Origin of the sequence: Xanthomonas sp. WHRI 1810A (assembly GCF_040202885.1) — a bacterium.
Lineage (GTDB): Bacteria > Pseudomonadota > Gammaproteobacteria > Pseudomonadales > Pseudomonadaceae > Aquipseudomonas.
Genome location: NZ_JBEGED010000004.1, coordinates 280,839 through 294,794 on the forward strand (window position 1 = coordinate 280,839; position 13,956 = coordinate 294,794).

Here is a 13,956-nt window from a genome sequence, read left to right on the forward strand (position 1 = left end):
GCGCACCCCATCGTCGGCAAGCCGGACTCCCACGCCCTCCGGGCAGAAGCAGACAGTTGCGCAAGTTGGCCTTTGATGCTGGCCGGAGATCGTACGCGCGCGTTGCCTTTGATTCTGGCCGGAGGCCGTGGGAGCGCAGCTTGCTCGCGATTGGCTGCGCAGCAGTCATCAAACCTTGCGGCTGAGGTGTATCTGGCGAACCGCGGTGGCAGGTTTTAGGGCTGCTGCGCACCCCATCGTCGGCAAGCCGGACTCCCACGCCCTCCGGGCAGAAGCAGGGTCACACCAGCCTGCCGGGCATGCGCGGTCATACACCCATGTTTCAGGGCAGAAGCCGGGCCGCGTCGGCGGCTAGAAACTCACCGTCGCAGTCAGCCGCGCGGTGCGGGGTGCGCCGAGGAACAGGTAGTCGTCGCCCAGGTATTCACCGGCATCGCGCCAGTAACGTTTGTCGAACAGGTTGTCGACGGTGAAGCGGAACACCGTGTCGTACCCGTCAAACCGCGTGCTGTAACGGCTGCCGGCGTTGAACACGGCGTAGTCGTCCACTTTCACCGTGCCTTCGCGGTTGGCGTATTTGCTGGCGCTGTATTGCATGCCGCCCAGCAACGCCAGGCCCGGGATCGGCAGGCTGTAGTCGGCGTACAGGCTGGCGCGAAACTTTGGCACGTTGATCGGTTGATGACCTTCGTAAGCGTCCGTGCCGCTGTCCTCGACCCGCGCGCGAATAGCGGCAGCGCTGGCGGATATCTGCAACTGCGAAGTCAGCCAACCGTTGGCGCTCAGTTCGATCCCGGTGTTCTTCTGCTGGCCCTGCTGAACATACGTCAGCGTGCCGTCGTCGTTGGGTCTGGAATACTGATACGCCTGCCGGGTCTGGAACAGCGCGGCGGCGAAACTCATGCGCTGCCAGTCGTACTTGACCCCGGCCTCCAGTTGTCGGGAGATCGTCGGCGCCAGGATTTCACCGATGTTGGTGTCGAACACCGACGCCGTGCCGCCCAGGGACAGGCCTTTGCTGTAACTGGTGTACAGCGAGACATTGTCCACCGGCTTGTAGATCAACGCCGCTTGCGGCAGGAAGATCGAGCGCTGGGTGTGGCGGTTGTCGCTGCCGTCTTCGTTGTAGGCCTTTTCATCGAGCCGCACCTGACGCCCGCCGATGACCGTCTGCCAGTGCTCGTTAAGGCTGATGCGATCGGTGGCGAACAGCCCGTACTGGCGGCTGTCGAGTCGACGTTCGGTGTGGCCCACCGGCAGGTCGGACGGCGCGAAGGTTTCGGTCGGCTGGTCAATGTTGCCGGAGCCGACGTACTCGCTGAAATACGGCCGCGTGTCCACCGTGCGCCGGAACGCGCTGGTGCCGTACGTCAGCTCATGCGTGAGCCAGCCGGTGTTGAACGTGCCGCTCATGGCCGCTTCGACTTCATCGTTGCGCTTGGTGTCGTCCGGGCTGCGGAAGTCGTAGATGTCGTAATTGCCGTCCGAGCCGAAATGCCCGGTGACCGGTTCCGCCGAGCAGTTGGCGGCCTGGTAATAGCAACCGTAGGCGAAGGCGCTGTAGTCATCGATCACCACCCGGCTGCGGGAGGCGCTGAGGCTGGCTTTCCAGTCATCGTTGAGGCGGTATTCGTAGCGGCCGTTCAGGTTCAGCGACTCGATACCCACCGGGTTCGACCAGGGCTGGTAGCCCAACAGCTTGCGCGGCGAAGCGTCGTGGGGCAGCTCGGTGCCGTCGAGCAATTGATAGCCGGGGACCGAGCGCTGTTCTTTGTTCTGGTACTCCACGTCCAATTGCAGCGTGGATTGATCGTTGATGTTCCAGTCGAACGCGACGGAGGCAAAATCCCGCTGGCCGTCGGCGTGCTCGACGTAGGAGCGGATGTCCTCGTGGGCCAGGTTGACCCGCACGCCGAACTGCTTCTCGCTGCCGAACCAGCCGCCGACGTCGGTGGCCAGGTAGCGCTCGCCGTGCTCGTTGGTCGAGACCGTGACCGAACGCACGTCTTCCGGGCGTTTGGTCTTGTAGTTGATCAGGCCGCCAGGCTCGGAGACGCCGCTTTGCAGGCCGGACAAGCCCTTGAGCAACTCGACCTGCTCTTTGTTTTCCAGGGCGACGTTCTGCTCGCCGGTGATGGTCCGGCCGTTGATGCGGTAGCTGCTGGCGGCGTTGAGCGAGAAGCCGCGCACCACGAAGTTTTCGTAGTAACCCACCGGCGCGTAGCTGTCGCTCACCGAGGCGTCGTTTTTCAGCACATCGCTGAGCAGTTTCGATTGCTGGTTCTTGAGCATTTCGCTGCTGAACACGCTGATCGAGGCCGGGGTGTCGAGCAAGGGCGCCTCACCAAAACCGCCTACTGACGCGCTGTTCACCTGATAGGCCGAGGTCTGCTCGCCCGTGACCCTGACCGCGTCCAGCGTCAACGGCTCCGATTCCTGCGCGGCCAGCCACGGCGAGGCGAGCGCGATGCTCAACGGCAACAGGCGGCGGGTGAAGCCGGTGGCAGGGCAAGGCGTGGGCATTAAAAAAACTCCTGAGGTGCTCGAAAACCGGGGATATCCATGATTTCGTGGGAGCGGACCTGTCCGCGAAGAGGCCGGTACACCCGACACACCTTCAGCGCCCGATCCACTGCATTCGCGGACAGGTCCGCTCCCACGGGATGTGCATTTGGCCGAATTCAATGGGGGCCAACAGCCAACGGGCGCGGCGGATCTTTTACGTTTGTTGCCGGTTTTTTACAACCTCGGCACACTGCCTTCCACGTTTGGCCCACTCGTTGGCCCCCGCTGACCCTCACAAGGAAGTCCCGATGACCCTTTCGCTGTTCATGGCCGTGCTCGCTTCGGGCTTTATCTACGGGATTTCACCGGGGCCGGGGGTGCTGGCGGTGTTCGGGATCGGCGCCTCACGCGGGCGTCGGGCCGGGGCGTTGTTTCTCTGCGGGCACCTGCTGGGCGACGTGATCTGGTGCAGCGTGGCGCTGGCCGCGATCATCGGCGCCAAAGTCTTCGGCAGCACCACGTTCAATATTCTGGGAGTGATGAGCGGGTTGTTTCTATTCTGGCTGGGCTTTCGCGCCATCACCGCCAAACGCAGCAACGGCGACGATGAGAACGTCTCGGCGCGCAACCCGTTCTGGCACGGCATCATGTTCGGCCTGACCAACCCGAAAGCCTATCCGGTGGCGGTCGCGACGTTCACCGCGCTGCTGTCCAGCCGCGCCGAATTGCTCAACTGGTCAATGCTGCCGCTGTTGATTCTGGTCAGCACCGCGGGCGGCATCTGCGCTTACGCGATCATCGTCAGCGTGGTCGGCGCCCGCCACGTGCGCACCCTGTATCAACGTCACGAACTGACCATCACCCGCATCTGTGGGGTGATGTTCATTGGTTTCGCGATCAATGCGCTGGTGCACGCGGTGCCGGGTTTGTTGCCGCGTCGACCCTGATCCCCGGCAACATTCCTGTAGGAGCGAACGTGTTCGCGAAGCGGCAGACCTGATACACCGCGTCAATCATTCGCCAACAAGTTGGCTCCTACAGAAATGGGATTACTGCGCCAACCCGACTTTCAAGACCTTGCCGTCGTCCTCGTCGGTCAGCACGTACAGGTAGCCGTCCGGCCCCTGGCGCACGTCGCGGATGCGGGATTTGAGGTCGCCGAGCAGGCGTTCTTCGTGCACCACTTTGTCGTCCTTGAGTTCAAGACGAATCAGGTCCTGGGACGACAGCGCGCCAATGAACAGGTTGTGATCCCACTGCTTGAAGGTGCTGGAATCGTAGAACGCCATGCCGCTGATGGCCGGTGACTTTTCCCATACGTGGAAAGGCGTCTTCATGCCCTCGACCACTTTGCCCTTGGCTTCGGGAATAGGCTGACCGGAGTAGTTCAGGCCAAAGGTCGCAATCGGCCAGCCGTAGTTGCCGGCGCGCTCGATGATGTTGATCTCGTCACCGCCCAAGGGCCCGTGTTCGTTGGTCCACAGCGTACCGGTCCAGGGGTTGAGCGCCGCACCCTGCTGATTGCGATGGCCGAAGCTCCAGATTTCCGGGCGGACGTTTTTCTGCCCCACGAAGGGGTTGTCCTTGGGGATGGTGCCGTCCGGATAGAGGCGCACAACCTTGCCCTGCAGCTTGTCCAGGTCCTGGGCGGTCGGGCGATTGTTGTTCTCACCCAGGGCGATGAACAGGTAGCCGTCCCGGTCGAACACCATGCGCGAGCCAAAGTGATTGCCCACGGACAGCTTGGGCTGTTGCTGGAAAATCCGCGTGAAGCCTTCCAGCCGGGTCATGTCGTCGGACAGCCGCCCACGCCCCGCCGCCGTCCCGCCGGTCTTGCCGTCGCCGCTGTCTTCGGCGTAGGTCAGGTAGACCATCCGGTCTTTCTTGAAGTCGGGGGACAGCACCACGTCCAGCAGTCCGCCCTGGCCCTGGGCCCAGACCTTTGGCACACCGCTCAGCGGCGGCGACAATTTGCCGTCCGGCGACACGATGCGCAGGTTGCCCGGCCGCTCGGTCACCAACATGCCCTTGTGGTCCGGCAGAAACGCCAACGCCCACGGGTGTTGCAGGCCCGTGGCGATTTCGTCGACGGTCAGCGTGCCTTCTTCGGATTTGTACGTGGTGGTGGCGGCCGAAGCCCCCAGCGGCAGGCCCAGCAGCAGGCCGGCGCAGAAAGTGGCGATCAGGGTTTTGCTGAACGTCGTTTGGCGCAACATAGGCGATTCCTTATCGGGTGAAAGACTGTTGTGACGCAAGGCGATCAACGAACGGTGTTGGGTTGCCTGCCGCGTGGGTTGATGGTAGTGGGCGCCGGGACTTGCTGTCGGGTCGGGTAACCGTTGCGGATGCCGCCGTTTTCCAGGGTCGGGGTCCGCGGCGTGGCGCCGGTGGCCGGGCCTCGAACGGGCGGGCTGATGGACTGGGTGCCTTGGCGGCTGTTGGGGTTGGCGCGGCGGATCGCGCCGTTGTCAGGCACGGTGTTGCGGGTGGTGCCATTGGGATAGGTAGCACCTGCGAGCAGCACAGGCGCCTGTCCGGGAATGGGGTGAGCAGGTTGGTCGGCGGCATACGCGGTGCCGAGGCTCAGCAGACTGCCGAGGGCAAGGGTGGCAAGGCTTCGCAAAACACGATTCATGTATTACCTCAGGTGATTCGGTAAACGATTCGGCTGTTTGATAGCGATATGGCAGCTAGGTTCGCGTAGGGCTAGCGGATGAGCAACTGTAGGATCTTTCACTTTGTAACAAGGCTGGTCCGGCGCTTTTGATCTTTGAAGGTGTACCCTGCCGCCTGCCCAACTTCCCCGGAACCCCCTCCCCATGTCCGACGCTTCGCAGTCCCCCGCCCTGAAGGAAATCTTCAACCGCGAGCGTTTGCGCCACATCGCTGAGCAAACGGGGCAGGTGTACCCGGCGTTCGACCGTGACGCTTTTACGGCTTGCGCGTCGAAAGATCTGGACGGACTGTCGTTGATGCAGCGCCTGAACCGCGTCAGTCAATGCCTGCACGCCGGTTTGCCGGAGGACTACCCCGCCGCGCTGGACATCCTTTTTCAACTGGCCCCGCGCCTGAACAGCGGCTTCGTCACCCTGATCCTGCCCGAGTACGTGGCGCTTTACGGGCAGCATGATTTCCAGCGCTCGATGCAGGCGCTGAAGTTTTTCACCCCGTTCGGCTCCTCGGAATTTGCCGTGCGCCACTACCTGCGCAACGACCTGGATCAGGCGCTGGCGTTGATGCACGAATGGTCGCTGGACGATGACCCCCACGTTCGGCGGCTGGCCAGCGAAGGCTCTCGCCCTCGCCTGCCGTGGTCGTTTCGCCTGGAAAAACTGGTGGCCGATCCCTCGCCGGTGCTGGACATCCTCGACAACCTCAAGGCCGACGCCAGCCTGTACGTGCGCAAATCCGTGGCCAATCACCTGAACGACATCACCAAGGACAACCTTGACTGGGTGCTGGATCAGATCGAGGCGTGGCCGCTGGACAACCCGCACACCGCGTGGATCGCCCGACATGCGCTGCGTTCGCTGATCAAAAAGGGCGACGCCCGGGCGTTGACGATCATGGGCGCCGGGGCGCAGGCCCAGGTGCACATCGACGGATTGGGGGTCACGCCCGACGCGATCCGCCTCGGCGATCGGATCAGCCTGTCATTCACCCTGACCTCGACCGCCAGCACCGCGCAACGGCTGATCATTGACTACGCCATTCACTACGTGAAGAAGTCGGGTGGCACGTCGGCCAAGGTGTTCAAGCTCAAGACGCTGGACCTGGGCCCTGGCGCATCGGTGACCCTCGCCCGTGAGCAGCAGATCCGCAACTTCACCACCCGCGTGCATTACGCGGGACGGCATGAAGTAGACGTGTTGATTAACGGGCAATGCCTGGGACGCTGCGGGTTTGATCTGGCCGAGTGAGCCCCGGTCAGCGGTTTACGCCGTTTGCAGCGGCATGCAGAACGTGAACACCGTGCCGGTTTCCCGGGTCGAGGTCACGTCCAGTCGACCGCCATGGGCAATGGCGATCTGACTGGCGATGTACAGCCCCAGCCCGAGCCCGGCCTGGGGCGCATCGGTGGCGCGACGCGCGTACGGCTGAAACAACTGCGCCTGCACGTCCGGCGGGATGGGGGCGCCCTGATTGATCACCTGCAGAACGAAGGTGTCGTGCTCGACAGCGCCGCGGACGTGTACCGGCGTGTCGTGGCTGCCGTGGGTAATGGCGTTGGCCACCAGGTTGGAGAGCAGCTGCCCCATGCGACCGGGATCGCAGTGGAAGTCCGGCAACGGCGCGATGTCGGATTCGATGACGCGCTCGGGGTGAACGCTCTGAATCTCCGCCACCACGTGCCGCAACGACGTATCAAGATGGGAACAGCGATCCAGGCTCAGCGCGATGCCGTTGCCCAGCCGGCCACGGGCAAAGTCCAGCACGTCGTCCACCAGCCGCGCCGCCCGCTGCCCCGACGTCAGGATGTGCCGGGCCACGGTCTGGCTGCGGTTATCCAGCGGCTGACGCAGCAGAATTTCAGCACCGGCGTTGATCGCGAACAGCGGGTTGCGCAAATCGTGGCCCAGCACCGCGATGAATTGCTCGCGCAGCTCCGACACTTCGCGCTCGGCGGCAAGGTCAGCCACGATTCGCTGCTGGCTTTCTTCGTATTCGATCTGAATCGATAACAGGCGCGCGAACGAGACCATCATGGCTTCGATGGCCGTGCCTTTGAGTTTGGCGGGTTTGGGGTCCAGGGCGCACAGGGTGCCGAAGAAGCTGCCGTCGGCGCGGAACACCGGGTAGGAAATGTAGCTCTGGAATTGATAAAGCAAAGGTGTGTGATGCAGGCAATACAACGGGTCCTCGGCGACGTGATCGATCACGATCGGCTGATGCGAGCCTTGGATTTCATTGCAGAGCGTCGTTTTGAGGTCCAGCTCGCCGCCCGCTTTGAGGCCGAAACCGAGCTTGTCGAGCACGGCGCAGGCCGTCCAGGTGTCGTCGGTCACCCGAGCCACGGCCGCGAAACCCATGCCGGTGAATTCGCTGACGACCTGCAGGATCGCCGGAACGGCACTGATGCGGCTGACAGTGGCCAGATCGGCGGCCTTGGATTGCCTCATGGTCGACCTCATTGAAACGGAGTGGGCACGCAAATAAACAGCGCGCATTCTAGCGGCGATGCCCCCGAGGGTGTGCATAAAATAGGCCTATCCACGCGATTATCGGCCGTTGCACGAATCTTCCAGACTTGAACGGCTCGCGAGGGTCAGGCTGGCATTCAAACGAACAGGTTATGCGCTGTTTGGTACAACTTTGTGTAGAGCGCACGCGCAAGTGAGGAGCCATGCCGCACCGCAACTGGATCGATCTCAAGCAGGATGCCCTCTCCGGCATCGAGACCATGCGCGCGCATTTTGAGGGCCATGCCTATGACCCGCACTGGCACGACAGCTATCTGGTGGGGGTGACCGAACAAGGCGTGCAGCAATTCAACTGCCGTCGGCACAAGCACCTGAGCACGCCCGGCCATGTGTTCTTGCTGGAACCGGGGGAGATTCACGATGGCGATGCACCGCAGGCGGACGGCTTCACGTACCGCACGCTCTACCTGGACCCTAAATGGCTGGACCTCGAACTGCGCGGCCTGTTTGAACACATGCCCAGCGCCAGCCAGCTGAGCATTGCCACCACCCTGACCAACGACCCCCGCCTGGTCAGCGCTACCGTCCATGCATTCGAAGCGCTGCACAACGATGAGATCCGCATCGTCCGACAGACCGCGCTGGACACGCTGTTGTCCAGCCTGACCCGCCATTTGCACTGGCGCACGCAGTTCACCCCCGACCCGCGCCTGCCGTTGGTTGCGCAACGGGCGCGGGACTACCTGCACAGCCACATGACCCAAGACATCGGCCTGGACGATCTGGCCCGGGAAGCCGGGGTGGATCGCTTCCGCCTGACCCGGGCGTTCAAGGCAGCCTTCGGCCTGGCGCCCCACGCGTACCTGATCCAGCTGCGGCTGGCCAATGCCCGGCGGTTGCTGGCCCGGGGCGAGCGGCCGGTGGCGGTGGCGGCCGCGCTGGGTTTTGCCGATCAGAGCCACCTGGGCCGCTGGTTTCAACGCGCGTACCGCATGACCCCGGCCGACTACCGCAGACGCTGCTCAAACCTTCCAGACTGAGACCCGTACGGCGGCGAAGATCGATACCCGATCAATCATTTGCCGAGTCGTCCCATGGATCAGTTACTGCCCTTCATGCTGTTTGCGTTCGTCGCGTCCATCACCCCCGGCCCCACCAACATTCTGGTGCTGACCAACAGTTCGCGGCATGGCCTGCTCACCACGCTGCCCATCGTCCTGGGCGCCTGTGCTGCCGCTGCGTTGCTGGTGTTGCTGGTGGGCACCGGGTTGGGTGACGTGCTGGCCCGTCACGCGCAGGTTCAGAAGGCGATGTCGTGGATCGGCATCGCCTGGCTGACGTGGATGGCGTGGCAGATATTCAGCGCGCCCGCCCAGGCGCTCGACACGAACGCTGCGCAGCGACGCCTGGGCATGTGGGGCGCCGCTGCCTTGCAGGTGGTCAACCCCAAGACGTGGATGATGGCCGTGGCGGTGGTCAGCGTGTTTGCCGGCACCGACGGGGATCGGATGGTGCGGGTGATGTGGCTGTCGCTGGCGTTCTTCCTGATCGCCATCCCCTGCCTGACCCTCTGGGCGTGCCTGGGGACCTACGCCGCTCGATTCGTGCGCTCGGCGCAGGGCATGCAGCGCTTCAATCAGGTCATGGCGTTGCTGTTGCTGGCGTCGGCGTGGTTGACGTTGGTTGTGTGACGGCCGGTGAAGTGATTGTGGACAGCATGCAAGGGGCAAGAAGTGCGAAACACCCTGTAGGAGCGCATTTATTCGCGAGACGTCGGTGTGCCCATGCATCTCTATCCACTGAACAGCCTTCGCGAATAAATTCGCTCCTACAGAATTCAGGTGTCACTCACCAATATCCTCATTCCACAATTCAGGCTTGTCGGCAATGAACCGGGTCATCAGCGCGACGCAGGTGGCGTCGTGCAGCACGTCCACTTGCACGCCCCGTGAGCGCAAATGATCTTCTTCGCCCATGAAGGTCTGGTTTTCGCCGACGATGATTTTGCGAATGCCGTACAGCAGGATCGCGCCGCTGCACATCGCACACGGCGACAGGGTGGTGTAGAGCGTCGCGTCCTTGTAGACCCTGGCCGGCTGGCGTCCGGCATTTTCCAGCGCGTCCATTTCGCCGTGCTTGATCGCACTGCCTTCCTGGACCCGGCGGTTGTGGCCACGGCCGATGATCCTGCCATCGTGGACGATCACCGAGCCAATCGGAATGCCGCCCTCGGCCAATCCCTTTTGCGCCTCGTCGATGGCCGCTTGCATGAATGGATCCATGGTCTTTCCCTCGTCTTCACAAATTGAGTGTCGCCGCCGCTGGGTGGTGTGGCGCCGTCAAGGCTTGGCTTTTTTCAGTGCACTGTCCAGCGCCGTCGACACGTAGACCTTGAGCAGCTCGCTTGACCGGCCCTTCATGTCCATCCCGACGTCGCGTTGCTTGTTGCGGAATTTATTGGCCAACGGCTCGGCAGGCTCGCCGACGTTGAGCTGCTGCAGTTCATCGGGCGTGAACGATTGAGCGTAAGCTGCCGCAAGGTTGCGGTCCCATTCCACTTGATACTGCGGCTGCAGGCTCTTCAATTCGTCCTGCACCAGCGTCTGCGCCTCGGTGCGGCCCACGGTTTCGACGATGGTGGCGAAGGTCACCGTGCGCGAAGCGACCTGATAACCGAGCCAGCCCAGGCTTTCCCCCAAGTGGTGGTCCTGCACGAAGATCAGGGCAGGATCAGGCGCTGTCTCTTCGGCCTGCGCGTGAAGCGGCGCGTTCAGCATCAGGCAGAACAACGCGCTCAACGTCGCGCTCAGCACCTTCGATGCAGCGGTTCTGCAATACCCCATGTCCTCTCCCCGGCCATTTTTTATCGTGGGTTAATTCACTGGCTGTTCGCTGAAACTAGCAGGCGACACCTGTTTTGCCATGTGATCGAACGGTGTGCGTGACGAAATCAGTTCGGCTGACTGCGTGCGGCGGACCACTGCTGCTCGGTCATCCGGTAGATCCTGACGCCCCGTCGATGGTACTGGCTGTGAATGAAGCCCTTGAACCCGAGTTTCTGAATGACTTTGACCGACGCCCCGTTGGTGGGCTCGACGATGGCGATCAGCGAGTCGATGCCCAGTCGGCCGAACGCGTGGTTCAGTGTGGCGCGTGCCGCTTCGGTGCCCATCCCCCGGCCCCACCACGCCGTGCCCAGTCGATAGCCGATCTCGACCTCGTCGGCGCCGTCCACGCGCTCAGCATTCAGACCGCAGAAGCCGGCCAAGGTTGATGTGGATTTGTCCACGACGGCCATCGGGCCTTAGCCGTGCTCGCGGTAGGACTGTCGGCACCATTCGATAAATTCGCCGGTGGACTGCGCGGACATGACCCCGCGTACCGAATGGCGCATGACTTCGGCGTCCCCGAGAATGCGAGCCAGGTCAGGGGTGTCGTCGCCGGTGAGTTCGCGCAGGATCAGGCGCTCGGTGCGCAGCGCGGAATGGTGAATGCTCATAAGGGTCGCCTCGGCGTCAGTCGAATTGACAGCCGTGATGATGGCGTACAGGGCGCGGGGTTGCCAGCGGGGAATGGAAGGGAGGGAATGACGCATCCCCCTGTAGGAGCCAACTGGTTGGCGAAAAGCCCGGCGCGGTGGGTCAGCTACACCGCTTCGCGCACCAGTTCGCTCCTACAGAGTGGTGTTCGTCCAAACCTGATTTACAAACCCGCCGACACTTTCTTCGCTACGTCGGCCGGCACCCAGGCGCTCCAGATTTCCGGGTGGTCTTTCAGGAAGCTCTTGGCCACTGCATCCGGCTCCTGGCGTTTCTCGCTCATGTCGCCCAGGGTCTTGTTCAACTGATCAATCGGCAGATCGACCTTCTCGAAGAACGTCACCAGTTCCGGATACTGCTTGTGGAACGGTTCGGACACCCCGATGGCCAGGTGCGCGGCCAGCGAGGCGCTGCCGATGGGGTTCGGGTTGCTGGCGTCGGACAGGGTTTTCCAGGCGGTTTCACTGAACGGCGGCTCTTCCAGCTTGATCAGCTTGAAGCGCCCCAGCAGCGGCGTCGGTGACCAGTAGTAGAACAACACCGGCTGCCCGCGACGAATGGACGAACTCACCTCGGCATCCAGTGCCGCGCCGGAACCGGTGCGGAAGTTCACATAGCTGTCGGTCAGCTTGTACGCCTTGAGCTTCTGGGTGTTGACGATCTCCGAGGTCCAGCCGGACGGGCTGTTGAGGAAGCGTCCCTGGCCCGGCGATTCCGGGTCCTTGAACACGTCCTTGTATTTGGGCAGGTCGGCCACCGATTTCAGATCAGGCGCCAACGGTTTGATATTGCGCGCCGCGTCGCCCTTGATCACGAACTCCGGCACGTACCAGCCCTCGGTCGCGCCTTTGACGATGTTGCCCAGGCCAAACACTTTGCCTTCCGATTCCGCCTTGACCCACGCCGGGCTGCGGCCGGCCCATTCTTCGCCAATGACTTGAATGTCGTTTTTCGCCAGCGCCGCCTCTAGGCTGACGGTACTGCCGGGCAATGTGTCGGTGGGGTAGCCGTAGCCCTTCTCGACGATGGTGCGCAGGATCTCAGTGATCAGGCTGCCGCTTTCCCACGTGATGTCGCCGAACAGGATGGGCGTGGTCTTGTCCGCGCCGTGCGCCGAATGCGCTAGGACTGCCAACGCCAGCAGCGAACCACCCAGCAGTTTTTTGATCGATGTCATGGTCGTCTCTCGTGGGTTCATGAGGTGAGAAGGCTCACTTGTTTGTAGCACAGCCATCGCGTCATTCCAGGCACGCGCGCTGACAGCAGGTCTGCGCCTGCCCCATGTAAACGCTGACCGAGCGCTGGGAAATACCCAGTTCGCGGGCGATTTGCGGGTAGGTCAGGCCGTTGTCACGGGACAGCAGAAACGTCGCCTTGACCTTGGCCGGCAAGCGGTTCAGCCGGCGGTCGATGCGGCTCAGGGTTTCAATCGCCTGGGCCAAATACTCAGGCGACGGGTTGTGACTGTCGTCGATGACGCTCAGTTCATCGAAATAACTGCGTTCCAGGTCACGGCGACGCCAGCGCTGATACAGCAAACGCTGCGCGATGGTGGTGAGCAACGCGCGGGGCTCGCGGATGGGCACTACGTTGGGCGAGACGAGCAATTGGGTGAAGGTCTCGGCGGCGATGTCTTCGGCGCAGGCCGCAGAATCCAGATGCCGACGCAAGCGCTCACACAGCCAGGTGTAATGGCTGGCGAACAGACGGCTGACGAGTTCGCGGTGAGTGGGGTCGACGGCAGGCATAAGGCGTCCTTGAACGATGGTTTCTTGTTCTCGCCGGGGTACCGGTGGCGTCATCGTAGCAAGGCTGTTTATGCATTAAAAATAGTTAAATGTGCAATGTATATTCCCATATCGAATATATGGAACACCGCTTTTGTAGGAGCTGACGAGCCCGTGCGAGGCTGCGATTGCGGTACACCTGACACACCGCATCGGTCGAGCGCGACCCCGGAGCCTCCCGCTGGTCGTCAGCTCCTACAGGAGGTTTGGCAATCCAAAATCTACGGCGTGCTGCTGGTAATCGAGCAGCATCTGGTAATCGGCTTCGCTCGCTGGCATAACCTCGCGGATGGCCAGAGCGCAAGCCACCTCCGGCAACTCCCGCAGCGCCGTGTTCATGGCCGCGCGAATCACCTCGGGGTCAGCGCCCAGCCGCGTGATGTACGGCAAACACGGGCTGAGCGCGGTCTGGGTGACGATACGCAAACCCGCCAACTCATCGCTGCTGTCCCGCGCCAGGTAGTCGTAGGTCACGCTGTCGATGGCAGCCAGATCGCCGCGCCCTTCTCTGAGCCAACGGAGGCTGTCGCGGTGGCCGCCGGTGAGAGAGACCTGACCGAAAAAGCGCCCGTCCACCTGCAACGGCGCCAGGGTGTGCCGGAACAGGTTCATCCCGGAGTTGGAGTCCTCGCTGTTGATCAGCCCGTGGCTGCCACGAAAATCGATCAGCTCGCGCCGCGCATCGTCGTCACGCGCCAGCAACAGACTGCAATGGGCGCCTTCACTGCTGTGCGGCAAGTTGAAGACCGGGCGCCCCACCACCTGAACCCGGCCACGCAGTTGCGTCATCAGCGGATAGCCGCAGGTTTGCGTCAGCAGCAGATCGTCGGACAGCCACAAAGCCTTGAGGTCCGGCGCATCAGCCGTGGACCGCGTGGCCCTCAGATGCTCAAGAATACGCGCCAGCCAGCGCGCCTGCGCCTCACGCACCCGCGCAGGGGCGACGTACATCTGCAGTTCGGCGAAACCTTGGGGCATGTGGGC

At 62.7% G+C, this 13,956-nt stretch carries 13 protein-coding genes and 1 pseudogene; 4 read left to right on the forward strand and 10 right to left on the reverse strand.

The genetic code is table 11. The features are described 5' to 3' along the window. Positions 1-351: 351 nt before the first annotated feature. Positions 352-2,523, reverse strand: a complete 2,172-nt coding sequence (locus ABQX22_RS09110; protein WP_349798640.1) for a TonB-dependent siderophore receptor — start codon at positions 2,521-2,523, stop codon at positions 352-354. Between the two features lie 290 nt (positions 2,524-2,813). Between ABQX22_RS09110 and ABQX22_RS09115 the strand changes: the two genes are divergently transcribed. Next, complete coding sequence (locus ABQX22_RS09115; RefSeq protein ID WP_349798642.1) at positions 2,814-3,452, forward strand: LysE family translocator; 639 nt, start codon at positions 2,814-2,816, stop codon at positions 3,450-3,452. A gap of 102 nt (positions 3,453-3,554) precedes the next feature. Here the strand turns inward: ABQX22_RS09115 and ABQX22_RS09120 are convergent, their stop codons facing one another. Together ABQX22_RS09120 and ABQX22_RS09125 are read right to left on the reverse strand one after the other, a co-directional pair. After that, positions 3,555-4,721: a PQQ-dependent sugar dehydrogenase gene (locus tag ABQX22_RS09120; protein WP_349798644.1), complete on the reverse strand. Its 1,167-nt coding sequence runs from the start codon at positions 4,719-4,721 to the stop codon at positions 3,555-3,557. Between the two features lie 44 nt (positions 4,722-4,765). Beyond that, the gene (locus tag ABQX22_RS09125; protein WP_349798646.1) at positions 4,766-5,140 is read right to left on the reverse strand and encodes a hypothetical protein; all 375 of its coding nucleotides are present in this window, start codon (positions 5,138-5,140) and stop codon (positions 4,766-4,768) included. A 184-nt stretch (positions 5,141-5,324) separates the two neighbouring features. Between ABQX22_RS09125 and ABQX22_RS09130 the strand changes: the two genes are divergently transcribed. After that, a complete protein-coding gene (locus tag ABQX22_RS09130; RefSeq protein ID WP_349798648.1) occupies positions 5,325-6,425 on the forward strand; it encodes a DNA alkylation repair protein in 1,101 nt (366 codons plus the stop codon). A gap of 15 nt (positions 6,426-6,440) precedes the next feature. On the opposite strand, the gene ABQX22_RS09135 is transcribed toward ABQX22_RS09130, so the two are convergent. Then, positions 6,441-7,625, reverse strand: a complete 1,185-nt coding sequence (locus ABQX22_RS09135; protein WP_349798650.1) for a GAF domain-containing sensor histidine kinase — start codon at positions 7,623-7,625, stop codon at positions 6,441-6,443. 224 nt (positions 7,626-7,849) lie between these two features. Here ABQX22_RS09135 and ABQX22_RS09140 point away from each other — a divergent pair, with 224 nt between their 5' ends. Both ABQX22_RS09140 and ABQX22_RS09145 read left to right on the forward strand, forming a co-directional pair. Next, positions 7,850-8,686 carry an AraC family transcriptional regulator gene (locus ABQX22_RS09140; RefSeq protein ID WP_349798652.1) on the forward strand — a complete coding sequence of 279 codons (837 nt, stop codon included), beginning with the start codon at positions 7,850-7,852 and terminating at the stop codon, positions 8,684-8,686. A 54-nt stretch (positions 8,687-8,740) separates the two neighbouring features. Then, positions 8,741-9,337 carry a LysE family translocator gene (locus tag ABQX22_RS09145; RefSeq protein ID WP_349798654.1) on the forward strand — a complete coding sequence of 199 codons (597 nt, stop codon included), beginning with the start codon at positions 8,741-8,743 and terminating at the stop codon, positions 9,335-9,337. A gap of 153 nt (positions 9,338-9,490) precedes the next feature. Here ABQX22_RS09145 and ABQX22_RS09150 read toward each other — a convergent pair whose 3' ends face one another. The 6 genes and pseudogenes from ABQX22_RS09150 to ABQX22_RS09175 all read right to left on the reverse strand — a co-directional run bounded on the left by ABQX22_RS09150 (position 9,491) and on the right by ABQX22_RS09175 (position 13,950). Continuing rightward, entirely contained in the window at positions 9,491-9,928 is a 438-nt protein-coding gene (locus ABQX22_RS09150) for a nucleoside deaminase (protein WP_349798656.1), read from the reverse strand. Between the two features lie 57 nt (positions 9,929-9,985). Further along, a complete protein-coding gene (locus ABQX22_RS09155) occupies positions 9,986-10,489 on the reverse strand; it encodes a hypothetical protein (RefSeq protein ID WP_349798658.1) in 504 nt (167 codons plus the stop codon). Between the two features lie 107 nt (positions 10,490-10,596). Further along, a pseudogene (locus ABQX22_RS09160) lies at positions 10,597-11,241 on the reverse strand (GNAT family N-acetyltransferase). Positions 11,242-11,348: 107 nt separating this feature from the next. Then, positions 11,349-12,362: an ABC transporter substrate-binding protein gene (locus tag ABQX22_RS09165; RefSeq protein ID WP_349798659.1), complete on the reverse strand. Its 1,014-nt coding sequence runs from the start codon at positions 12,360-12,362 to the stop codon at positions 11,349-11,351. 61 nt (positions 12,363-12,423) lie between these two features. Then, positions 12,424-12,933 (reverse strand): sigma-70 family RNA polymerase sigma factor, encoded by a 510-nt coding sequence (locus tag ABQX22_RS09170; RefSeq protein ID WP_349798661.1) that lies wholly within the window; start codon positions 12,931-12,933, stop codon positions 12,424-12,426. A 234-nt stretch (positions 12,934-13,167) separates the two neighbouring features. Further along, positions 13,168-13,950 carry a phosphate/phosphite/phosphonate ABC transporter substrate-binding protein gene (locus ABQX22_RS09175; protein WP_349798663.1) on the reverse strand — a complete coding sequence of 261 codons (783 nt, stop codon included), beginning with the start codon at positions 13,948-13,950 and terminating at the stop codon, positions 13,168-13,170. Positions 13,951-13,956 lie beyond the last annotated feature (6 nt).